Raw genomic sequence first — 22933 nt, 5'->3', positions numbered from 1 at the left:
CGAACTTAACGTGTCTCGACTTCGCTCGACACGAACGGCTAGAGGGACGATGAACGCTCTCATTGAATATCTCACCGAATAGACGAAAGACCAACACCCTATGCCATCCGGCCTTTTTGCCCTGCTCGACGATGTCGCCACGATCGCGAAAGTGGCGGCGGCGAGCATCGATGATATTGGCGCCGCGGCGTCCAAGGCGGGCGTGAAGGCCGCGGGTGTGGTGGTCGACGATGCTGCGGTCACCCCGCGCTACGTCACCGGGTTCCAGCCCAACCGCGAACTGCCGATCATCTGGCGGATCGCCAAGGGGTCGATGTTCAACAAGCTGGTGCTGATCCTGCCGGCACTGCTGCTGCTATCCGCAGTGGCACAATGGGCGATCACGCCGCTGCTGATGGTCGGCGGCGCCTATCTGTGTTTCGAGGGTGCCGAGAAGGTGTGGCACAGCTTTGCCGCAAAGAAGCACAGCCTTGCCGAAGAGGCTGCCGAGGTCGTCGATCCGAACCATGAAGAAACCATGGTCAAGGGCGCGATCCGGACCGACTTCATCCTGTCGGCCGAAATCATGGTCATCGCACTCAATGAAGTGCTGACCGAGCCGTTCGCGATGCGCGCTGCAACGCTGATCGTCGTGGCGATCGCGATCACGATCGCGGTGTATGGCGTCGTCGGTCTGATCGTGAAAATGGACGACATCGGCCTGCACATGGCCAAAGCCGGTTCGGCGGCCCGGCGCGCGATCGGACGCGGACTGGTGAATTTCATGCCCAAGCTGCTGGCGACGCTGGCAATCGTCGGCACCGCCGCGATGCTGTGGGTCGGCGGGCAGATATTCCTGCACGGGCTGGATCAATATCATATCGGCAATCTGGGTCATGGCCTCCACGATTTCGCGCATGCGGTGGCGGGCGGTCTGCCCGGTGCCGGGTTCTGGGAATGGCTGATCAATGCTGGCGGCGCGGGCGTATTCGGGCTGGTGCTTGGCGGGTTGATTGTCGCAGCGCTGCATCTGGTGCCCGGGAAAAAGGCCGCCCACTAACGTCGTCATTGCGCGCGAAGCGAAGCAATCCAGGGCGGTCTACGCTACTCTGGATTGCCGCGTAGCTTCGCTCCTCACAATGACGAAGGAAGCTACCCCAGCAACACCACCGGGCTGTCGGCGCGCCAGTGCATGCTCACCCGGTCGTCCCAGGTGAAATCTTCCTGATCGTGACGCGACAGATTGGGGCGCGAGACGCGGATGCGCGCGCCGTCGTCGAGCTCGATTTCGAACAAGGTGATGTCGCCGAGGTAGCTCATCCCTTTGATCTTGCCGCGCGCAAAATTGTAACCGTCGGGCGCGTCCTGCGCCGCGGCCTTCACCGCTTTGCCTTCGCCCGGAACGTGCAGATAGATTTTCTCGGGGCGTAGCGCGACCCACACGTCGGCGCCGTGGGGGCCGGTGACGCCGTGGTTGAGGTAAATCTTGCCGACCCCCGGGCAATCGACCGCGGCCTTGTCGGGCTCGTCCAACGTCAGCTTGCCCTCGAAGATATTCACCGATCCGACGAAATCGGCGACGAAGCGGTTGGCGGGATATTCGTAAAGGTCCGACGGGGTCGCGAGCTGCGCGACCTCACCCTTGTTGATCACCCCGATGCGGCACGCCATCGACAGCGCTTCGTCCTGATCGTGGGTGACGGTGACGAAGGTGATGCCGACCTTTTCCTGCAATTCGCTGAGCTCGAACTGCATCTGCGCGCGAAGTTTGGCATCGAGTGCTGAGAGGGGTTCGTCGAGCAGCAGCACCTTGGGGCGCATCACCAGGCTGCGCGCGAGCGCGACGCGCTGGCGCTGGCCGCCCGACATCTGGTCCGGCATGCGCTCGCCAAAGCCGCCAAGCTTGACGAGTTCGAGCGCCTCGGCGACGCGGTCCTTGACCTCGCCACCCTTCACCCCGGCAATCTTCAGCCCGTAAGCGACATTGTCGGCGACGCTCATGTGCGGGAACACCGCGTAGCTTTGGAACACCATGTTCACCGGGCGCTTGTTTGGCGGGATGCCGGCCATGTCCTGCCCGTCGATCAGGATGCGCCCCTCCGTCGGCAGCTCGAAACCGGCGATCATCCGCAGCAGCGTCGTCTTGCCGCAGCCTGACGGGCCAAGCAGGACGAAAAACTCCCCGGCGTTGATGTCGAGGCTGACATTGTCGACCGCGGTGACCTTGCCAAAGCGTTTCGAGACATTCTGGATCTGGATGATCGGTTTGGCGGGTTCGGTCATGGTCAAGGGTTCAGCCTAATAAAACCGTTCGCATCGAGCGAAGTCGAGATGCCCATCGGCAGTGCGGGCCTTTGGGGTGTCTCGACTTTGCACGACACGAGCGGAAACAGGGGGTGGTCCATCAATGCGTCTCCGCAATGGCTTTCACGCCCTGGGCCTTCAATGCGATAAAGGTCAGGACGACGGTCAGGATGATGAGCAGGGTCGACGCCGCATTGACTTCGGGCGTCACCGAGAAGCGGACCATCGAATAGACCTTCACCGGGAATGTGATCGTGTCGGGGCCGCTGGTGAAATAGGTGATGACGAAATCGTCGAGGCTTAATGTGAAGGCGAGAAGCGCGCCCGCGACCAGCGCGGGCTTGATATGCGGGATCAGCACGTCGCGGAACACCTGCGCCTCGCTGGCGCCGAGGTCCTTGGCGGCTTCCTCCTGCTCGCGGTTGAAGGTCGCGAGCCGCGAGCGGACGACCATCGTCACGAAGGGAAAGCAGAAGGTGATATGCGCGATCGTGATCGCGCCGAGGTTGAACGGCCAGATCAGGTCGGTTGGCCAGCCGACCGCGGCAAAGAACATCAGAAAGGCGACGCCGAGGCAGATTTCGGGCACGATGATCGGCAGCGAGATCGTGCCGTCGATCGCGCCTTTCCAGGGGAAGCGGAAGCGCCAGAGCATCACCGCGGCGAGCGTGCCGAGGACGAGGCTGGCGAGCGTTGCGAGCGCCGCGATGGTCAGCGAGTTGATCAGCGCTTCGACCAGCTGGTCATTACCCAGCGCCTTTTCATAATATTTGGTCGTGAAGCCGCGCCACACGACGTTGCGCTTGCTGTCGTTGAAGCTGAAGATCATCAGCACGACCAGCGGCGCGTACAGAAAGACCATCACCGCGCCGACCCACAGCCGCATCCAAAGCGTGCGGCTATATTCGAGCGGGGCAATCGGTGCGCGCGCGAACAGGGCCATCAGCGAACCTCCGGCACTTTTTTGCGCATCGACTGGATCGCGATCAGGATGAACATCGCGTAGATGAGCAGGAAGGACAGCGCGGCCCCGAACGGCCAGTCATTGGCTTTCTTGAACTGGCGTTCGATCACATTGGCGATCATCTGGCTGTCGGTGCCGCCCATCAGGTCGGGGGTCAGGTACGCCCCGAGCGCAGGAATCAGCGTGATCATCACCCCGGCGATGATGCCGGGCGCGGCGAGCGGCACGACAATGCGCATGATGGTGCGGAAATGCCCGGCGCCGAGGTCGAGGCTTGCCTCGATCAGGCTGCGATCGAGCCGGTCGAGCGCAGCGTAGAGCGGCAGCACCATGAAGGGCAGATGGACATAGACGAGCCCGAAGACGACCGCGAAATTGTTGAACAGCAGTTGCACCGGCTCCCACGTCGGCAGCGGTTGCAACCCGACAAGCGTCTTGATCCAGCTCGTTCCCTCCCACAGCGCGCCGAGCCCCTTGTTGGCGAACCCCTGCGTCCCGAGGAGCATCATCAGCGCATAGGTGCGGATGAGGAGGTTGGTCCAGAACGGCAGCATGATGCCGAGCAGCAGCCACGGCCGCCATTTTTCGCTGGCAAAGGTGATCGCCATCGCGACCGGGAAACCGACGATCAAGCAGATTAGGGTGACGAGCGCTGCGACCGCGAAACTCTTGCCGAAAATGGTGAGGTAGAGCCATTCGGTGGCGCGCTTGTAATTGTCGAGCGTGCCTGAAAATTCGATTTCGGTGAGGCCGCGGTTCTCGCCGAAGCTGTAAAGCCAGACGATGGCCATCGGCACGAGGAAGAAGAGGACCACCCAGAACAGGGTCGGCAGCGATACCGCCGCGAAGGTTCGTTTGCTCGTCTTCCAGTCCTGTTCGGCCACCCCCCGATTGCCTCCTCTAAAGTTCTGAGCTTTGTTCGATGTGGCAAACTGCGTGCTCCCGCGACGGCGGGAGCCCATCTCCTGTTGGCGCGATTTCAAACCGACCGGAGATGGATCCCCGCCTTCGCGGGGAAACACTCATTTCGGCCGAGCCTGGCATTTACGCCGCGCGAACCCGCGTAAAGGCTTCCTCGAACAACGGCTGCAACGTCGGGTTGAACTTGGCATATTCGCATTTCGCCAGCACGTCGGCGGGCGGATAGATGACCGGGTTGTTCTTGTAACTGTCGGGCATCAGCGCCTTCGCCGCAGTGTTGGGGGTCGGGTAGAGGATCGTTTCGGTGATCTTCTTGTCGACTTCGCCGTCGAGGATGTAATTGATGAAGGCGTGCGCGTTCTTGGGATGCGGCGCGCCCTTCGGGATGCACAGATTGTCCGAATTGAGCTGGCTGCCTTCCTTGGGCACGACGAAATCGATGTCGTCGTCCTCGGTCATCGCCTGCGCAATGTCGCCATTATATTCGAGCACCAGGTCGATATCGCCCTTCAGCAGCAGATCCTGACCGTCGTCGACGTGGAAATTCTTCACATTGGGCTTTTGCTTGATCATCATCGCCTCGATCGTCGCGATGTCGGCCGGGGTCAGCGCGTTGACCGATTTGCCGAGATATTTGCCATAGAGGCGGAACATGTCGCCAGCTTCGGACAACCAGGCGATGCGGCCGGCATATTCGGGGCTGTCGAACAGGACTTTCCAGCTGTCGGGCTTCGCCTTCACCTTCGACTTGCGATAGCCGATGCCGAGCGCGAGCCAGGTGTAGGGCATCGAGAATTTGCGGCCCTGATCGTAGTCGACGTCGATGAAGGTCGGGTCGATATTCTTCATATTGGGGATCGCGGCATGGTCGAGCGCCTGCAACATGCCCGCCTGTGCCATGCGTTCGACAAAGTCGTTCGAGGGCACGATGACGTCGTAACCGGGGTTACCGGCCTTGAATTTCGCAAACAGCACGTCGTTGCTGTCGAACAGGTCCATCTTGACCTCGACGCCGCTGGCTTCCTTGAAATCGTCGAGCGTCGTCTCGCCGATATAGGTGTCCCAGTTATAGAAGTTAAGCTTGGCTTCCTCGCCATTCGCGAGCTTCTTGCCTTCGCCCTTGCTGCACGCGGCGAGGCCGCCGAAGCTGATCCCGATCGCGGCGACGCCCATCGCCTGAAGCAGCGAGCGGCGCCCGCGGGTCTGTTTGATCAGTTCGTTGAAATCCATCGCGAGCCTCCCTGTCTGTGACGTCAAGCTGACTCAATCGAGCGCGCTTGGGAAGTGGTTTTTTGCGCTGCACCAAGATTTCGTGAAACTTTCATGCGTTGCGCAGGTACCAATCGTAATCGAGCGTTGGAACGACGCTGAAATAATTATCCTGTTCGACGCGTTTGACGATGCTGAACATGTCGACGAAGCGGTCGCCGAGATAATCGCGCATCAGCCCGGAGGCGTGGAATCGGTCGACGGCGGCAAACCAGTTCGACGGGGGCTTGTCGTCGCCGCTGTTGTCGCGGTCGTAGCCGTTGCCGACGACCGCGGCGCCCGGATCGGCCTTTGTCGTCATGCCGTGGTGCATGCCCGCCAGCACGGCGGCGACCGCGAGGTACGGGTTGGCGTCGGCGCCGCACGCGCGATGCTCGACATGGCGGCTCGGCGGCGGACCGGCGGGGATGCGGAACGACACGGTGCGGTTGTTGACGCCCCAGGTCGGCGCGACAGGGGCGTAGCTGTTCGCCTTGAAGCGTCGATAGCTGTTTGCATGCGGCGCAAAGAGCGCAAAGCCATCGCCGACGGTGCCGATCATCCCGCCGATCGCGTGGCGCAAGGCGGGGGTGCCTTCGGGGTCGTCGCTTGCGAAAATATTGGTACCCGTGCCGTCGTTGACCGAGACATGGATGTGCATGCCGCTGCCCGCCTGATCGGCAAAAGGCTTGGCCATGAAGGTGGCTTCGAGGCCGTGTTGCTGCGCCACCGCCTTGACCAGCCGCTTGTACATGATCGCATCGTCGCAGGCGCGCAGCGCGTCGGGCTTATGGCGCAAGGTCAGCTCGAACTGGCCAGGGGCAAATTCGGATATCGCGCTTTCAAGCGGGATGTCCTGCGCGTCGGTCGCAGCATAGAGCGCGTCGAAGAAGGGGCGGAAATCGTCGAGCTCGCGGAGGCCATAGACTTCGACATTGCGCGGCGTGTCGCGACTGTACCCGGGCCGGGCGGGGCGCACCGTGCCGTCGCGGGCGCGGCGCGGATCGACGAGATAGAATTCGAGCTCGACCGCGAGCACCGGGGTCAGCCCGTCCGCAGTAAAGCGGTCGATTACACGGCCAAGGACATGACGCGGGTCGAGATCGTGCGGGGTGCCGTCGAGTTCGTAGAAATCGACGAGGAACTGCGCGGCATGATCGCCGCCCCACGGGGTGCGGACGAGGGTGCCGGGGATTGGCTTCATCGAGCGGTCGGCGTCGCCGTCCTCCCACACCAGCCCGGTTTCGACGGTGTCCTGCCCGGTGATATCGACGACGGTGATCGATCCGGGGAACATCCGCCCGCTGTCATACACCGCCAGCACCTCATGCTGGCGCAGCCGCTTGCCGCGCGGCACGCCGCCCATGTCGGTATAGATCATCTCTATCGAATCGACGTCTGGATTGGCCTTGAAAAAAGCTTCCGCCTCCGACCGCGGCGCCACTACGCCCGATGATTTCGACATCGCCCCTCTACTCCTTCAACGCTTTTGCGCAGTCGGCGAACGCGCCGACGAGCCGGTCGATCTGGTCTTCGCCGGTAACCGGGCTCACCAACATCATATTGTGGAACGGCGCCAGCAAAATTCCGCGATTGGCGAGGAAGAGGTGGATCGCGGCCTCGAGTTCAGGGTGCATCGCCGCCTTGGCTTCGCCGCCGTTCCGTGGTGGGGTCGGGCAGGTGAGGAATTCGACGCGCGCGCCGACCTGGGTAACGTGCCAGTCGAGCCCGGCGGCTACGATTTCCTGCTCCAGTCCCGCGACCAGCTGCGCGGCGCCGCGCAGCATATCGTCGTAGGCGGCTTCCGTGATGACATCGGACAGCATCGAGTCCATCGCGGTGATCGCGAGCGCGTTGGCGGAAAGCGTGGTGCCGATGCCGCTGTGCCCGGGCGGGCGCGACGCATTGAGCGCCGCCATGCGCTCGGCGACCTCGGCGCTGAACCCATAGACCGCGCAAGGCACGCCGCCGCCGATCGACTTGCCGACGACCATCAGGTCGGGCCGCGGGCCGTGCGTGATCCCATGGCCGCCATAGCCCGAAGAGATGGTGTGGGTTTCGTCGAACACGAGCAGGGTGCCGGTCTCGGTGCAGAGCTCGCGTAGCGTTTCCAAAAACCCGGGCGCATCGCGCACCATACCGACATTTGTCATCACCGGCTCGGCGAGGACACAGGCGATCTCGTCGCGGCGCAACGCGGTCGCGAGGGCTTCCTCGTCATTGAACTCGATCACGGTGGTCGTGTCGCGGAGGTCGTGGACCTGTCCCACCAGACTGGCGCGCATGACCGGCGCGCCGCCTTTCAGGTCGACAAAGGCGTCATCGACCGCGCCATGATAGGCGCCGTTGAAAGTCAGGATTTTGGCGCGCCCGCTGACCCCGCGGCACCAGCGGATGACCGCGCGATTGGCTTCGCTGGCGGTGGTCGTAACCTGCCATTGGGGCAGTCCGAACATCGCTGCGAGCTTGGCCGACAGCGCCGCGCCGCGCTCGGTCGGGAGCATGTAGCTCAGCCCTTCGCTCGCCTGTTGGGACAGCGCCGCGGCGAGCGCGGGGGGCGAATGACCGAACAGGCTGGCGGTGTCGCCCAAGCAGAAATCGTCGTAGGTCTGGCCGTCGATGCTGGTCAGCGTCGCGTCCTTCGCCGACGCTGCCACGATCGGCACCGGGCTGGGCCAGTCGCGCATCCAGTGGAACGGCACCGACCGAAACCACCCGGTCGCGGCGGCGTGATGGGCAAAGGCGCGCGGGTTCGCGGTGCGGAAGCGTTCGCCTTCGCGGTCGGCAACGCGCGCAATGGCGGCATTGGCGATCATCCGAGCCGGTCCTTCATCGCATAATAGAGCAGCCCCAGCGTCGCGAGCGGCTGGCGCAGCCATTTGCCGCCGGGGAAGGGCTTTGAGGGCAGGCTGGCGAGCACATCGAACCGCTCGGCGGTCCCCGCCATCGCCTCGGCAATAAGTTCGCCCGCCAGCGTCGTCACCAGCGCGCCATGCCCCGAAAAGCCGTGCGCAAAGAACATGTTCCCGCGCCGCCCGATATGCGGTAGCCGGTTCATCGTCACCGCCACCGCGCCGCCCCAGCCATAGTCGAGCGGCGCTTTGGCGATTTGCGAGAACACCTTGGCCAAGAACGGCCGCACGAACGCCGCGATGTCGCGCGGTGGCGTCTGCGAATAGCGCTCGCCGCCGCCGAAGATCAGCCGCTTGTCGGCGGAAAGGCGGAAATAGTTGAGCACGAAGCGGCTGTCGGCGACCGCGGCGTCGCTTGGCAACAGGTCATCGGCGTTCACGAGCGGCGCGGTCGCGATATTGTAGTTCATGATCGGCACGGTGTAGCGGCCAAGGTCAGGCTCGACATGGCCAATCCAACTGTCGGTCGCATCGATCACGAAGCGCGCGCCGATATGCGCGCGATCGGTCATCACCCCCGGTCCTTCAGGATTATCGGTGATGCGATGGGCGCGCTCATGCTCCCAAATGCGGACGCCAGCGGCTTCGGCGGCTTGTGCAAGGCCGATCGCATAGTTCAGCGGGTGGAAATGACCGCCCTGCGGGTCATGGATGCCGCCATGGTAGAGCGGGCTGGCGATATGCTGCGCCATATCCGCCTTGATGACGACATCGGTCCGGTAGCCGAAATGGTTTGCAAGATAATCGGCCTCGCGGCGCATCGCGCCGAAGTCCTTGGGCGTCCACGCGGCTTCCAGATGTCCGGTCTTCAGGTCACAGTCGATGCCGTGCTTTTCGATCCGCGCCTTCACGCGGTTGTTGCGCCAGCACAGGTCAAACAGCGCATCGGCGCGATCGCGACCGAATTCGGATTCCAGCTCCGAGGCCGTCCAGCGAAGTCCCGGGATCAGCTGGCCGCCGTTGCGACCGGATGCGCCAAAGCCGATATGCTCGCGTTCGATCACGATGACCGAAAAGCCGCGCTCGGCGCAAGCTAGGGCGGCGGACAATCCCGTGAACCCACCGCCGACCACCGCGACGTCGCAGCTGCAATCGTTCCCGTCGAAGGGTCGCGGCCGCCACGCGCGCGCGGTCGCGGCATAATAGCTGTGGCTCAGCGGATCGGTCATTCAGACACCACTCTCTAAGCCCGTTCGTGTCGAGCGAAGTCCAGACACCGCCCATGCCTGCGCGGCGTCTGGACTTCGCTCGACGCGAACGGAAAGGGCGGGCTGAATGTCATCGGCGGGTCAGACCCGCATCAGCAGATGTTCGCGCTCCCAGCTCGACACCACCGACTGATAGTTGAACAGCTCATAATCCTTCACCGCGAAGAAGATCTCGAAGAAATCGTCGCCGAGCAGGTTGCGGACCTTCTTGCATGAACTGAACCGGTCGAGCGCCGCCTCCAGCGTGCGGGGGAGGGTGCGGGCGCGGTTGTACGCGCTGCCCGCGATCGGCTTGGGCGGTACCATGCGGTCGACCATCCCGATATAGCCGCACACCAGCGACGCCGCGATCGCGAGATAGGGATTGCTGTCGGCGCCGGGCAGGCGGTTTTCGACGCGGCGATTATGCTTGTCGGACACGGGGATGCGGAAGCCGCATGAGCGATTGTCCACCCCCCACTGGACGTTGATCGGAGCCGCGCTGTCGGGGCGCATGCGGCGAAAGCTGTTGACGTTGGGCGCCCACAGCGGCGCAATCTGCGGCATGAAGCGGATCAGCCCGGCGACATAGGAGCGGAACGCCGCGCTGTCGCGCCCGTTGGCGGTCGAAAACAGGTTCTTGCCAGTGGCGGCATCGACCACCGACTGGTGGATGTGCATCGCGCTGCCCGGCTGGCCCGCCATCGGGTTCGCCATGAAGGTCGCATAGACATTGTGTTGCTTGGCGACGCCGCGCACGACGCGCTTGAACAGGAAAACCTCGTCGGCAAGCCGCAGCGGGTCGCCATGCTCGAAATTGACCTCTAGCTGCGCGGCGCCCATTTCGTGGATCATCGTGTCGATATCGAGCCCCATCAGCTCGCAATCGTCATAGATATGATCGATGATATCCTCATATTCGTTCATCGCCTCGAGCCCGTAAGGCTGGCTGGCGCTCTCGCTGCGCCCCGACTGGCCGACCGGCGGGGTCAGCGGGAAATCGGGGTCGGCATTCTGCGAGACGAGATAGAATTCGACCTCGGGCGCGATGATCGGCTTCCAGCCCTTTTCGGCATAGAGGCCGAGGACTTTTTTCAGGATCGTGCGCGGCGCGATGTCGACTTCGCTGCCGTCGCCATTGAAGGCGTCGGCGATGACGAAGGCGGTCGGCGAGGTGAAGCCGGGCGCGACGCAGATGGTGTCGGGATCGGCGATCAGATATTTGTCGGGATCCTTGTCCCAGATGTCGTCGATGTCCTCGGGGTAGTGGCCGTCGATCGTGCAGATGAACACGCTGCCCGGAATACGCAGCGACTTGTCCTTGACCGACGAAAGGAACTTCTTGGCCGGCAGCACCTTGCCGCGCTGGACCCCGTTGATGTCGGGGACGATACATTCGACTTCGTCGATTTTATGGTCGCTGATCCATTGTTCCAGATTGACTGACATGCGCCCCCGATTGGGCCAAAGAGCTGGCCCGTTTGTGGAAGGCCAGCGTATCGCAAGCCGGGACGAAGCGCCAGAGGGGCCGTTATCGGCCATTTTCGGCGTTGCCAGCCCCGCGTTTGCTAGCCACATTACAACGCGTAATTGCCAGCGAAGCGAAGCAATCCAGGGCGGCTTACGCCTGCTCTGGATTGCGGCGTCGCTTCGCTTCTCGCAATGACGGTAAATGGCAGCGGAAGGCGGTACGCGATGAAGGGCGAAAATGATCCACTGGCAGCCTTCTGGATGCCGTTTACCGCGAATAAGGCCTACAAGGCGCACCCGCGCCAGCTCGTTTCGGCGAGCGGCATGTACTACCAGTCGGGCGATGGGCGCGACATTCTCGACGGCACGTCCGGCCTGTGGTGCAGCAATGCCGGGCATTGCCGCCCCGAGATCACCGAAGCGATCGCAAAGGCCGCGGCGACGCTCGATTTCGCGCCAACATTCCAGCTCGGCCACCCGCTGCCGTTTGAACTGGCGCAGCGGCTCGCGGCGCTCATGCCCGACGGCCTCGACCGGATATTCTTCACCAACAGCGGGTCCGAATCGGTCGATACGGCGCTGAAAATCGCGCTGGCGATCCAGCGCGCGAAGGGGCAGGGGACGCGCACCCGGCTGATCGGGCGCGAGCGCGGCTATCACGGCACCGGCTTTGGCGGGATCAGCGTCGGGGGTCTGGTCAATAATCGTCGCGCCTTTGGCGGTGGGTTGCCCGGCGTCGATCATCTGCGCCACACGCACGACCTTACGCGCAACGCCTTCACGCGCGGCTTTCCGCAGCATGGCGCCGAGCTGGCCGACGATCTCCAGCGCCTAGTCGACCTGCACGGCGCCGAAACGATCGCGGCGGTGATCGTCGAACCGATGGCGGGCTCGACCGGCGTGTTGATCCCCCCGGTCGGCTATTTGCAGCGGCTGCGCGAGATCTGCGACAGACACGGCATCATCCTGATTTTCGACGAGGTCATCACCGCCTTCGGACGCGTCGGCGGCGCAACGGCAGCAGGGCAATGGGGCGTGACGCCCGACATCATCACCATGGCCAAGGGATTGACCAACGCCGCGGTGCCGATGGGTGCCGTCGCGGTGAAGCGCGAACTGCACGATGCGGTGCTCGACAGCGTCGATGCGGGCATCGAGCTGTTCCACGGTTACACCTATTCGGGACACCCGTTGGCGAGCGCCGCCGGGATCGCGACGCTCGATCTCTATGCGCGCGACGGTTTGTTCGACCGGGCGACGGAACTCGCGAGCTATTGGGAGGAAGCGGCGCACAGCCTGAAAGGGCGACGCCATGTCATCGACATCCGCACCATCGGTCTGGTCGCCGGTGTCGAACTGGAGCCGCGCCCCGGCGCGCCGACGGCGCGCGCGATGGAGCTGTTCCACGCCTGTTTCGACAATGGCCTGTTGGTGCGCGCGACCGGCGACATCATTGCGCTGTCGCCGCCGCTGATCGTCGAGAAAAATCAGATCGACGAAATGTTCGGAAAGATCGGCGATCTTGTCGATCGTATCGACTGACGAATTCGGTCAGTCCAGCATATCTGCAATCACGCGCCGCAGTTCGCGTCGCGACAGCGTCGGCGACCGCCGCGCTGGTTTTTCGGCCTGCGCTTCGATGGCGCTATAGGGGCGGAGAAGGGAAGGGAACGCATTTAATTTGAAGTACATATTGTCCTTTGGTTTTCTTTTGTTTTCAGATTGAAGAAAGGTCGGCGATATGCCCCGCAGGGCGGCTCGCCGATCGGGAAATGGTGACGGGGCCGACAAATTTCAAGATGCGGGTGGCAGGACGCGCCCGCTGTCAGTCCTCGCTCGCCAGCGGGAAGGTGACCGAAACCCGCGTTCCCTTGCCGACCTCGCTTTCGATGTCGAGTTGGCCCTGGTGGCGCTCGCTGATGTGCTTGACGATAGCAAGGCCAAGCCCGGTACCACCGACCGATCGGCTGCGCGCCTCGTCGACGCGGTAGAAACGCTCGGTCAGGCGCGGCAGGTGGTCGGGTGCGATGCCATCGCCTTGGTCGCTGACCGACAGGCGTATGCGGCGCCCTTCGCGCGCGAGCTCGACGGTGACGGGGGTATCGGCATGGCCATATTTCATCGCGTTCGACACGATGTTGTGGGCAAGCTGTTTCAGCTGCGCTTCGTCGCCCAGGATCAGTGCGGGGTCGTCGCCGAACCGGGTGACGACGTCCTTGGCGCGCACCGGTTCGCTGTCGCCAAGCTGTGCGACGGTGGTGCGTAGGATTGCGCCCAGATCGACTGTCGTCGTCGGGCGCCGAAAGCGGTCGGCCTCGACGCGCGAGATCGACAGCAGGTCAATGACGAGTTGCTGCATCCGCCGCGCCTCGCGCTCGATGATCGACAGGAAACGGTCGCGGGTTGGCGCGTCGGTGTCGCCGTTCATTTCCTGCAGCGTCTCGACATAGCCAAGGATCGCGGCGAGCGGTGTGCGCAGCTCGTGGCTGGCGTTGGCGACAAAGTCCGACCGCATCCGGTCGGCGGCGTCGATCGCCGAGCGATCGGACAGGAAGATGACATTCTCGCTGCCCGACAAGGCGGCAATCCGCATGGTCCAGCGCTGGCCCGGCCGCGGAAAATCGACCAGGTTGACCGGCTCCAGCGGCGTGCCGCCCTGAATATGCGACAGCCATTCGGTCGCTGCCGGATGCCGGATCGCGGTCCGCACATCGGCGCCGACGATATGCCGCCCAAGCAGTCGGACGGCCGCGTCGTTGGCGATGGTCACGATATTGTCGGCGGTACCGAGCAGGGGCTCTTTTTCCTGATCGACCCAATGCGCGAAATCGGGATGGCGGAGGAGTGACGCCGGGGCAATGGTGGCGGGAGGAGGCGGAGCAGTCGAAGGTTCGGCGATGCTGGCGGGAAGCGCGCTATAAACGGTCCACGCGGCGATGCAGCCGACGATCGCCATGATCGCGATCGCCAACAGGTCGCCACCAGTCAATGCGGCAAAGATCGCCGCGATGACGATCATGGTGAGCGCAATGACGAGGCTGGATAGGCGATCGAACATCGTCTGCCGCCTCGCACGAAGCAAGGGGCAGGCGCAAGGCCGTTTGCGGGCGTTAACGCTTGGGCGGCGGATGTCCCAAACCGGGATGCAGGCGGTCGTGCGCGGTGTTTTGCTTTTCCTTGCGTCGTCATTGGGTTATGCGCGGCGCATGGATAATCGCGAAATTCCAACCGAGAACGCCGCCCGCCCCGACGACGCCATTCCCTCGCGGCGGCGCATGCTGGCGCTTGGCGCAGTGGGCGTATCGGCGGCGCTGACGATCCGTCCCGCCTTTGCACAGACGGCGGTATCGGTGATGAATTGCCAGATCCCTGTGCCGGGTCCGGGCGGCGCGGGTCAATTTATCGATGCGCAGGGCAAGCTGGTGCCGCCGGGCACCAAGGGGGCGTTTCCGGGCGCTCTGCGGCCCTTCACGGGCGAAGAAGTGAAACGCGCTTTCCGGGGCCAGACGCTCCCCGGTACGACTTATAATCAGTCGCAAGCGTATCTGCAGTACATCCGGCGCTTGCAGGCGGGGCAGAGCGGCTTTACCTGTTTCGCCTCGATCACGACGTCGCGCTGATTTTCGCTCTTTCGCAGGCGATGTCGGTTCAGCCGCGTCGCTAGCCAAAGGAGTTTTCGTGAAATTAGCTTCGCTCAAGCACGGCCGTGACGGCCGTCTCGTTGTCGTTTCGGACGATCTGGCCTGGTATGCCGACGCTGGTCAGATCGCGGCGACAATGCAGGCGGCGCTCGATAATTGGGCCTATGCGGCGCCGCGGCTGGCGGCGCTGGCCGAAGACCTGAATCACGACGCGATTCCCAAGGAGCGATTTCACGAGCGCGACGCGGCCTCGCCGTTGCCGCGCGCTTATCAATGGGCCGACGGCAGCGCCTATGTGAACCATGTCGCGCTCGTCCGGCAGGCGCGCGGCGCCGAAATGCCCGACAGCTTCTGGCACGATCCGCTGATGTATCAGGGGGGCAGCGATGCGTTTCTGGCCCCGCGCGACCCGATCCCGCTCGCCGACCCGGCATGGGGCTGCGATATGGAGGCCGAAGTCGTCGTCGTGACGGGCGACGTCCCGGCGGGCATCGACGCGGTCGCGGCGTGCGACAAGATTTTGCTGGTCGGGCTGACCAACGACGTGTCGCTGCGCGGGTTGATCCCGGGCGAACTCGCCAAGGGGTTCGGCTTTTTCCAGTCGAAGCCGTCGAGCGCGATGTCGCCGGTGTTCGTAACGCCCGAGGCGCTCGGCGCGCGCTGGCAGGACGGCAAGCTGCATGGCACGCTGTGCGTTGACCTCAACGGACAACCGCTCGGCCGCGCCGACGCCGGCGTCGACATGACGTTTGATTTCGGGGCTTTGATCGCCCATGCGGCCAAGACGCGCGATCTCGGCGCCGGGACGATCATCGGGTCGGGGACGGTGTCCAATCGCGACGCCGATGGCGGCCCCGGCAAGCCGATCGCCGAGGGCGGTCTGGGTTATAGCTGTCTGGCCGAGGTGCGGACGGTGGAGACGATCCAGCAGGGCGAACCCAAGACGCCGTTCATGCAAAAGGGCGACACGGTCCGCATCTGGATGGACGACGAACGCCACCACAGCATCTTTGGCGCAATCGAACAGCAGGTTGCCTGAATGAAAAAGGGGCGGGATTGATCCCGCCCCTTGTTTCCGATGGGTGAACCGCCGCCTGATCAGCCGAAGCTGCCGCCGGACATCGCGTCGGAGAGCGAACAGGCCGCCGGGCCGAGAATGACGATGAACAGCACCGGCAGGATGAAGAGGATCAGCGGCACCGTCATGATCGCCGGCAGGCGTGCGGCCTTTTCCTCGGCGCGCATCATGCGTTCGTTACGGAACTCGGCCGACAGCACGCGCAGCGCGCTGGCGAGCGGCGTACCATATTTTTCGGTCTGGATCATGGTCGTGACCACGCCCTTCACCGACTCCAGATTGACGCGATAGGCCAGATTTTCGAACGCCTGACGACGTTCGGTCAAAAAGCCCAGCTCGATCGAGGTCAGCGCAAATTCCTCGCCGAGTTCGGGATAGGCCCGGCCCAATTCCTTCGACACGCGCGCGAAGGCGGAGTCGACGGTCAAACCGGCTTCGGCGCAGATCACCAGGAGGTCGAGCGCGTCGGGCAGGCCCTTGCGGATCGCGTCGGTTCGCTTGGTCCGCTTGTTCTGAACGAACAGGTCGGGTGCCTTGTAGCCGAGGATCAGCGCCGCCATCGTCGCGCCCGAGCGTTTGAATGGCGTGAGATCGGGCCACATGTCGAGGCCGTAAATCAGAAACGCGGCAAGACCGCCAAACACGATCGGCAGCACGAGGCGGCCGAAAATCACCGCAACCGCCAGATCCTTTGACCGGATCCCCGCTTGCGCCAGCTTTTGCTGAACCTCTTTGACCTGGCCTTCCTGCAGCACCTGAAGCTTGCCCAGGAAGGTCCGCATCTTGTCGGCGTGCTGGTTCTTGCGCACCAGCTTGGCGCGGCGTTTCGCGGTCGATGCCGTGATACCGGCCTTCAGCTGTTCGCGGCGTTCGTTGAGCGCCTTGACGCGCTTGGTCATCGGATTGCGCACCGTCAGCGCGCCATAAATGGCGAACAGAACGGCAAAGACGCCGACCGCGGCCAGCATGGTACCGGCCCAGATCACGTCGACGCCCATCAGCGTCGGTCCAGCCTGGGCGCCGGTGAAGGTGGTGAGAAGGAGGCTGCTGTTCACTGGTTCCGCCCCTTCAGATTTCGAAACTGATCATTTTGGCCATGATCCCGGCCCCGATGCTCATCCAGATCAGGCCACCGATCCCGGTGATGATCAGCCGCTGCTCGTAGAAGAAGCCCTCAAGATAGCTGGGATTCATCGACCACACGACGCCAAAGACGAAGAAGGGCAAGGCGCCGACGATGTACGCCGATGCCTTGGCTTCCGACGACATGGCCCGGATCTTGAGTTTCATCTGGGCGCGCTTGCGCAGCACATCCGACAGGTTGGACAGCGTTTCGGCGAGGTTGCCGCCCGTCTCGCGCTGAATCTGGATGGTGATGCAAAAGAACTGAAACTCGGGCGTCCCCAGCATCACAGCCGATTCCTGCAATGCGGCTTCCATCGTGTTGCCGATACGGATGCGTTCGACAATGCCCTTGAATTCCTCACCCACCGGACCGGGGAGCTCCTGGCTCACCACCTGAAACGTCTCGGTGACGGGCAGGCCGGACCGCAGGCCGCGGACGAGCAGGTCGATCGCATCGGGAAAGCGGGTGTTGAACTGGGCGACGCGCTTTTTTATCGCGCGCCCGACGATCAGATACGGCAGGCCAAGGCTCAACAGCAAGCCGATGAGCCCGGCCATGGTGATCGGCGCGCGCATGGCCAGCATGCCGCCGGTGACGACGACAAAAAGGCCCATCGAGGCGAACATATATTGGGTAAGCGTCCATCCCTTGCCGGTGCGGCGAAGGCGCTTTTCCATCTCTTCGCGGCGCGGCATCAGGCTGGCCAGCGTTGCGTTGCCCTGGACACCCGACTGGATCGTCTTGCGCATCTGAGCCGCCACGACCGCTTCGGTCGAAGCGGCATGACGGTCCTTGACCATCGCCAGTCGGCGCGTCTTGGCTTTGCCGGCCGAAGGCCCGCCCAGCAAGACGACGAGCAGGGCAAAGGCCAGCACGGCCCCGGCGATGATAAGGATGACTGGCAGATTCATGTCAGCAGATGTCCGCTTCTATCGCTTTTTGGTGGTGAAGGTCCGTCTGGCGGACCGTCATGCCGCCTGCTTCGCACCCTTTTTCGTCATCAACCCGAGCTTGCCGAGCAACGAACCGCCCGACTTGCCCTTGGCCGTTGCTGCCTGCGCCTCTTCGGCTTCGACATCGGCGCCGTCGAGGATCAGGCGCATCAGATTGTTCCACACCTGCGCGGCTTTGGTGCCCTTGCAGACTTCGGCATAGGATTTGCCAAGCTTCGCTGACTGGCAGACCAGTTTCGGGTCGAACGGGATCACGACATCGATCTGGCGTTCGATCGAGGATTCAAATTCTTTGCGCGACAGTTCACCGACGGCACTTTGGAACTTGTTGGCGACCAGCACGACGCGGGCGCCGGGCACATTCTGTTTGAACCAGGACAGCAGGCGAATGGTATCGCGTGCGGCCGCCAGCGTGACATCGGTGACCAGCAGGATCGTTCCGGCCTCCGCCACCAGATGGGGGAAGGGGATCAGCACCTGGCGCGGAATGTCGACGATCGTCATTTCGAACGCACCGCGCAATTCTTCTTCCAACTGGAAAAAGGCAGATCCGTCCGTCATTACCGGCTGATGGATCGGCGCCTCGGCCGACAGCAGGCTGAGCTTGTCCGACGCCCGCACCATGGCGCGTTCGATGAACAGGCCGTCGATGCGGCTCGGATTGTCGATCGCGTCGATCAAGCCGCGACCCGGTTCCAGGTCGAGCGTCAACGCGCCGGTCCCGAAATGGACGTCGAGGTCGAGCAGCGCCGTTTGGCGGCTCGCCTGTTCGCTCATCGCCCAGGCGAGCGAGGTCGAGACAAGCGAAGCGCCGACGCCGCCACGCACCCCGACCACCGCCATCATGTGATGCGGTTTGTCGTCCTGCATATCGGCATGTTTCGGCGCGGTCAGCATCGCCTGCGCCATGGTCAGCGATTCGCGAACCTGTTCCAGCGACAACGGTTTGAGCAGATAATCCTGGATGCCGCTCGACAGCAGATCGCGGTACAGGCGCACATCGTTGACCTGCCCCGCCGCAATCACGACGGTGCCGGGTTCGCAGACTTCGGCCAGCGCGTTGATGTCGTTGATCGGGTCACCCGATTCCGACATGTCGACGAACAGGATGTTCGGGCTGGCGGACACCGACAGCGACTGGACCGCGTTGCGCAGACCGCCCTTGTTACATTTCTCGATCGGCCAGCCCATGTCGTTGGCGGCGGCGCGGATCAGCTCAAGCGTGTCGTCGTCGCACACGAAGGCGCTGAACGGGTCACGCAAGCCTGCGGATTTGAACGGCGCGTTCACTGGCCACCTCCTTCGTTGGTCTTTTCACCGCGCAGTTCACCGGCCCCTGTTGGCGGCTTTTCGCGGAAAGTCTTGATCGCGCGCGTCGCCATCGACGGATCGTTGCCGTCGCTGCGCGCGCCCTTGATCAGATCATTGGGGTCGGCGACCATCGCAGCGAGGTTGCTGTTCGTCGCGCAGCCATAGTTGGCCGACGTCGCATTGGCGGTATTGATCGAAGACTTGCTGGACCAATCGGGGCAGCCGGGGACGAAGGCTGACGCGCGGGTGATGATCACGCGCAAATGGCCCTGCGGCACTGCACCCGTGGTTACCGGAACAACGTCGCTCACCAGCAGTCCGCGACGGGCGACCATCGACCGCACAGTCGCTTGCGCCGACGTGGCGCCATAGACCGAGGGGTCTTCGATCGAAATGCGGTCGCCGTAACGCACGCCCATCGCGTCGAACCAACCTTGCAGTCGGCTCTGCTCGCTGGGGGCCAGCTCGCCGCTGGAAGCGGCGACGTCGAACTGATGGATGGCATTGCGCACGACCGGCTGATGCACCGAATCGAGGCTGCGGTTGCTGTAGGCGGTGCCGGTGCATCCCGCGAGCGAAGCGCTCAGTGCCAGGACCGTCCAAGTTGCAATTTTTTTCATCACTTTGCTCCTGAAATCCTGGACATCACTTGATGCTGAAGCCGGGGGCGACGTCGGCGCTGCTACCGCGCGGGCGATCCGCGTCGCCGACGCTGGTGTCGAGCCGCGGCTTCGGACGATCGCCGCCCGTCACGCCGTCACCGGTCTGATTGAGCAGGATCCGCTGCAGATCGTTCGCGTCCTGATAGGCGTCGGTCGGCAGCTTGATGTCGTTCGCCGACACCGGCTGGACCAGATAGGGGGTCACCACAATGACCAGTTCGGTCTCGCCACGCCGGAAGCTGTCCGATTTGAACAACGTGCCGAGCAGCGGCACGTCGCCAAGGCCGGGCATCTTGTCGATGGCGCCGATCGAACGGTTGTTCATCAGGCCGGCGATCATGAAGCTTTCGCCCGACCCCAGTTCGACCGTCGTTTCGGCCCGGCGAACCGTCAGGGCCGGAACCTGGAAACCGTCGAGCTCGATGGCGCCTTCCGTCGAAAGCTCCGAAACCTCGGGGCGAACGCGCAGGCTGATACGACCGTTCGACAGCACCGTCGGCGTATAGGCCAGGCTGACGCCATATTTGCGATACTCGATCGTCGTCCCGGCAAGGTTGCCGGGGATCGGAACCGGGAATTCGCCGCCCGCCAGGAAGTCGGCGGTTTCGCCCGAGATCGCGGTCAGATTGGGCTGCGCCAAGGTGGCGACCAGCCCCGATCGTTCGCCGATATCGAGCGACGCCATCAGGTCGAGCCCGAACAGGCGACCGGCACCGGCCAGGCTGCGCCGACCTGCCGGCTGATTGAACTGATAGTTTGTCCCGATAGTCGTACGACCGTTGCCGAGCGGAAGGCCGGTAGCCGGGTCATAGGGAATCGGAACCGTGCCGGGGGGGAACACCGCCGTCGGCGCTTGGGGGTAAGTAATTTCGCCAGCCGACCGACCGCCGAAAACTCCACCAAGGAAGCCGTTGCCCAGCGCCCCGTCTCGATCGCGAGTCAGAATGTTGCCGCTCATTTCCTTGACCAAAGTGCGATTCACTTCGGCGATGCGGACCTGCAGATTGACCTGCAGCGGCGTTGCCGTGCGCAGACGCGACAACACTTTCGTACCCTCGCCGACAAAGGCCTGAACCAGCATTTCGGCTTCGGCCGCGTCGTCGGGCGACTGGACGGTGCCGGTGAGCAGCACAAAGCCGTTCATCGTGTTCGCCGAGATGCTGGCGTCGGGCATTGCCAGCGACAGCATCTGATCGATCGTTTCGATATTGTTGCCGACGCGGGCGACGGTCGAGAACACCACGCGGCCGCTGGCATCGGTGGCATAGATGCTGGTTTCACCCGGCTTTTTGCCAAAGATGTAAAGCTGGCGCCCCGAACGGACCTGGACGTCGGCGACTTCGTCATTGGCGACGAAGATGTCGGTCATGGCAGCCGGAAGGCTGATCAGGCGGCCACGGCCCACCGACAGGTCGATGCTGCTGCTGGCGTTCTGGGTTGCCTGGGCAGCCACCGGCTGTACCGGCGCGGAAACCAGCGTCGCTGCGACTAGGCCAATGGCCAGGGTGCGGGCCAGGGCCGCTGCCTTGAAATTGGGTTTGCTGTTCATCTTACTTACCCCCAACCGAAACTTCGGTCACTTTGTCGCCGCGCGTCACGCGGACCACGGGTCCACTGCGCGCCGCCGGTCCATAATTGCCCCCTGAAGGTGCCGGCATTCCGACTGCCTGCTGCTGCGGACGCGATCCGCCGCCGCCGACACGGCCGCTGACCGGGATCCAGAAGCGCGATACGTCGCCGCCGGTTGTCGCGGTCTTTGCAGTAACCGGGCGGGCCTGGGCCTGCGCCAGCATGCGGCGTTCGGCTTCGGTGCCGCCCTTTGCGGGGACGCTGATGTCGCCCGAGGCGATCGCGGCTTCGAGTTCGCCGCTGCTTTCGGCCAGCGGACGGAGCGCCAGCGACAATTTGCCCATGCTCTGCGCGACCGCGATACGTTCGGCGAGTTCCGGAGTGGCTTCCAGCGTAACCGAGCCAAAGGTGCGAACCGGCGTCTTGCCCGTTTCGTCTTCGGCATCGTAGCGCTGGTCGGTCGCAAGCACGCGGACGTTACGCACGATCGTTTCGGCGGTGAAAATCTGATCGTCGGGATAGGCGCTGCCTTCCTTGACCTCGATCGTCTGCGCCAGCAGGACATCGACGCGGTCACCCGGGAAGACGAAGCCGGCGACGCCCTGTTCCTGGCTGACCTTGACCGTCACGGCGCGCATGCCGGGGCCGAGCGCCGCAGCAAGGAAGCCGCGATCGTCGGGATGGACCAGCGCGCCTTGGGTCAGCGGCTGGCCGGCGGTGATCGGATAGCGCACGACGGTGCCGACCAACGTGTTCACGTCGGTCTTTTCCTTCATGAAATACGCCTTTTCGACCAGCTCTTTCGGCCAGGGCTGGAAACGGAAGCTGTCGGGGCCGATGATCGTGCCGACCGGCAGCTGCCGCGTTGCGACCAGGATCATCGGACCGGTAATCTCCGGCGCCGCAGCGGCCCGAGCTTCCGGAGCCGAAGCCCCGCGCATCATCTGGTTGACCCCGAATGCCGCGCCGATCGCAATGACCAGCGCGCCAACGATCAGCATAATCTTTCGCGTATCCATGACGATTTTTCGCCTCCTAACACCAGCCAGACACGGCGGTGTTTGCCCTCAGGCTCAACCGATAGCCTGAAACTGGTTAAGATATTGTTGGTGAAGCGCCCAAAGCCCGGCGGCGGCGATCGCGACCCCATAGGGCACCTCGACCGGCGTTTCGGACCGACGAATTTTCATATGAATCAACATGACGGCCGACAGGATGCCGCCGCCCACGGCCATGACCGTGAGCATCGGCAGGAACAGCGGCAGCGGGATCCACAGCATCACCGCGCCGATCATCTTCACGTCGCCGCCGCCCATTGCGCCGATCGCAAAGAGTCCGGCAAAAACCAGGAAGACCGCAAACGCCGCACCGAACTGAACGGGCATGTCGGGCCACAGCGCGAGGCCGCTGGCAATCCAGAAGGGGATAGCGAGGAGGGCGATCGCCGCGTTGAGCTCGTTGGAAATTGTCCGCGATCGCAGGTCGCTGATCGCCGCAGCGATCATCAAAAGGCCTAATATGACCATCAGGCCAAGGGAGATATTGCCGCTGTCCATCGGCGGCCTCCTACGCAATATGGCTTACCAAACGGTAACCATGCACAGCCGA

General features: G+C 63.5%; 20 protein-coding genes. 4 read left to right on the top strand and 16 right to left on the bottom strand.

What is annotated here, in order from left to right:
• Positions 1 to 100: 100 nt before the first annotated feature.
• Entirely contained in the window at positions 101 to 1039 is a 939-nt protein-coding gene (locus G9408_RS06025) for a DUF808 domain-containing protein (protein WP_168453097.1), read from the top strand.
• 92 nt (positions 1040 to 1131) lie between these two features.
• Here G9408_RS06025 and G9408_RS06020 read toward each other — a convergent pair whose 3' ends face one another.
• The 8 genes from G9408_RS06020 to G9408_RS05985 form a co-directional block, all read right to left on the bottom strand.
• Positions 1132 to 2262: an ABC transporter ATP-binding protein gene (locus G9408_RS06020; RefSeq protein ID WP_168453096.1), complete on the bottom strand. Its 1131-nt coding sequence runs from the start codon at positions 2260 to 2262 to the stop codon at positions 1132 to 1134.
• Positions 2263 to 2383: 121 nt separating this feature from the next.
• The gene (locus G9408_RS06015; RefSeq protein WP_168453095.1) at positions 2384 to 3226 is read right to left on the bottom strand and encodes an ABC transporter permease; all 843 of its coding nucleotides are present in this window, start codon (positions 3224 to 3226) and stop codon (positions 2384 to 2386) included.
• Complete coding sequence (locus G9408_RS06010; protein ID WP_168453094.1) at positions 3226 to 4131, bottom strand: ABC transporter permease; 906 nt, start codon at positions 4129 to 4131, stop codon at positions 3226 to 3228. The genes G9408_RS06015 and G9408_RS06010 overlap by 1 nt, the downstream gene beginning before the upstream one ends.
• A 160-nt stretch (positions 4132 to 4291) precedes the next feature.
• Complete coding sequence (locus tag G9408_RS06005) at positions 4292 to 5398, bottom strand: ABC transporter substrate-binding protein (RefSeq protein WP_168453093.1); 1107 nt, start codon at positions 5396 to 5398, stop codon at positions 4292 to 4294.
• 91 nt (positions 5399 to 5489) lie between these two features.
• Positions 5490 to 6881, bottom strand: coding sequence for a glutamine synthetase family protein (locus G9408_RS06000; RefSeq protein ID WP_168453092.1), 1392 nt, complete (start codon positions 6879 to 6881; stop codon positions 5490 to 5492).
• 7 nt (positions 6882 to 6888) lie between these two features.
• Positions 6889 to 8232, bottom strand: coding sequence for an aspartate aminotransferase family protein (locus G9408_RS05995; RefSeq protein ID WP_168453091.1), 1344 nt, complete (start codon positions 8230 to 8232; stop codon positions 6889 to 6891).
• Positions 8229 to 9497, bottom strand: coding sequence for an NAD(P)/FAD-dependent oxidoreductase (locus G9408_RS05990; protein WP_168453090.1), 1269 nt, complete (start codon positions 9495 to 9497; stop codon positions 8229 to 8231). The genes G9408_RS05995 and G9408_RS05990 overlap by 4 nt, the downstream gene beginning before the upstream one ends.
• Positions 9498 to 9617: 120 nt before the next feature.
• Positions 9618 to 10964 carry a glutamine synthetase family protein gene (locus tag G9408_RS05985; protein WP_168453089.1) on the bottom strand — a complete coding sequence of 449 codons (1347 nt, stop codon included), beginning with the start codon at positions 10962 to 10964 and terminating at the stop codon, positions 9618 to 9620.
• A 246-nt stretch (positions 10965 to 11210) separates the two neighbouring features.
• Here G9408_RS05985 and G9408_RS05980 point away from each other — a divergent pair, with 246 nt between their 5' ends.
• Entirely contained in the window at positions 11211 to 12527 is a 1317-nt protein-coding gene (locus G9408_RS05980; protein WP_210423186.1) for an aspartate aminotransferase family protein, read from the top strand.
• Positions 12528 to 12810: 283 nt separating this feature from the next.
• Here G9408_RS05980 and G9408_RS05975 read toward each other — a convergent pair whose 3' ends face one another.
• Entirely contained in the window at positions 12811 to 14004 is a 1194-nt protein-coding gene (locus tag G9408_RS05975) for a sensor histidine kinase (protein WP_235957480.1), read from the bottom strand.
• A gap of 187 nt (positions 14005 to 14191) precedes the next feature.
• Between G9408_RS05975 and G9408_RS05970 the strand changes: the two genes are divergently transcribed.
• Together G9408_RS05970 and G9408_RS05965 are read left to right on the top strand one after the other, a co-directional pair.
• Positions 14192 to 14605, top strand: coding sequence for a hypothetical protein (locus G9408_RS05970; protein WP_168453471.1), 414 nt, complete (start codon positions 14192 to 14194; stop codon positions 14603 to 14605).
• Between the two features lie 58 nt (positions 14606 to 14663).
• Positions 14664 to 15665, top strand: a complete 1002-nt coding sequence (locus G9408_RS05965) for a fumarylacetoacetate hydrolase family protein (protein WP_168453086.1) — start codon at positions 14664 to 14666, stop codon at positions 15663 to 15665.
• 59 nt (positions 15666 to 15724) lie between these two features.
• Here the strand turns inward: G9408_RS05965 and G9408_RS05960 are convergent, their stop codons facing one another.
• The 7 genes from G9408_RS05960 to G9408_RS05930 form a co-directional block, all read right to left on the bottom strand.
• Positions 15725 to 16702, bottom strand: coding sequence for a type II secretion system F family protein (locus G9408_RS05960; protein WP_137871152.1), 978 nt, complete (start codon positions 16700 to 16702; stop codon positions 15725 to 15727).
• A gap of 70 nt (positions 16703 to 16772) precedes the next feature.
• Complete coding sequence (locus G9408_RS05955; protein WP_168453085.1) at positions 16773 to 17741, bottom strand: type II secretion system F family protein; 969 nt, start codon at positions 17739 to 17741, stop codon at positions 16773 to 16775.
• A 57-nt stretch (positions 17742 to 17798) separates the two neighbouring features.
• A complete protein-coding gene (locus tag G9408_RS05950; protein ID WP_168453084.1) occupies positions 17799 to 19073 on the bottom strand; it encodes a pilus assembly protein CpaE in 1275 nt (424 codons plus the stop codon).
• Positions 19070 to 19714 (bottom strand): CpaD family pilus assembly protein, encoded by a 645-nt coding sequence (locus tag G9408_RS05945; protein WP_120216581.1) that lies wholly within the window; start codon positions 19712 to 19714, stop codon positions 19070 to 19072. Before G9408_RS05945 ends, G9408_RS05950 begins: the two co-directional genes overlap by 4 nt.
• Positions 19715 to 19739: 25 nt before the next feature.
• Positions 19740 to 21305 (bottom strand): type II and III secretion system protein family protein, encoded by a 1566-nt coding sequence (locus G9408_RS05940; protein WP_168453083.1) that lies wholly within the window; start codon positions 21303 to 21305, stop codon positions 19740 to 19742.
• A 1-nt stretch (position 21306) separates the two neighbouring features.
• Positions 21307 to 22344 carry a Flp pilus assembly protein CpaB gene (cpaB, locus tag G9408_RS05935; RefSeq protein WP_168453082.1) on the bottom strand — a complete coding sequence of 346 codons (1038 nt, stop codon included), beginning with the start codon at positions 22342 to 22344 and terminating at the stop codon, positions 21307 to 21309.
• Positions 22345 to 22398: 54 nt separating this feature from the next.
• Positions 22399 to 22881: an A24 family peptidase gene (locus tag G9408_RS05930; protein ID WP_168453081.1), complete on the bottom strand. Its 483-nt coding sequence runs from the start codon at positions 22879 to 22881 to the stop codon at positions 22399 to 22401.
• Between the last annotated feature and the right edge of the window lie 52 nt (positions 22882 to 22933).

This window comes from Sphingopyxis microcysteis (assembly GCF_012274265.1).
GTDB classification, from domain to species: domain Bacteria; phylum Pseudomonadota; class Alphaproteobacteria; order Sphingomonadales; family Sphingomonadaceae; genus Sphingopyxis; species Sphingopyxis microcysteis.
Note: the sequence above shows the minus strand (reverse complement) of the source record. Positions and strands in the feature narration are given on the sequence as shown.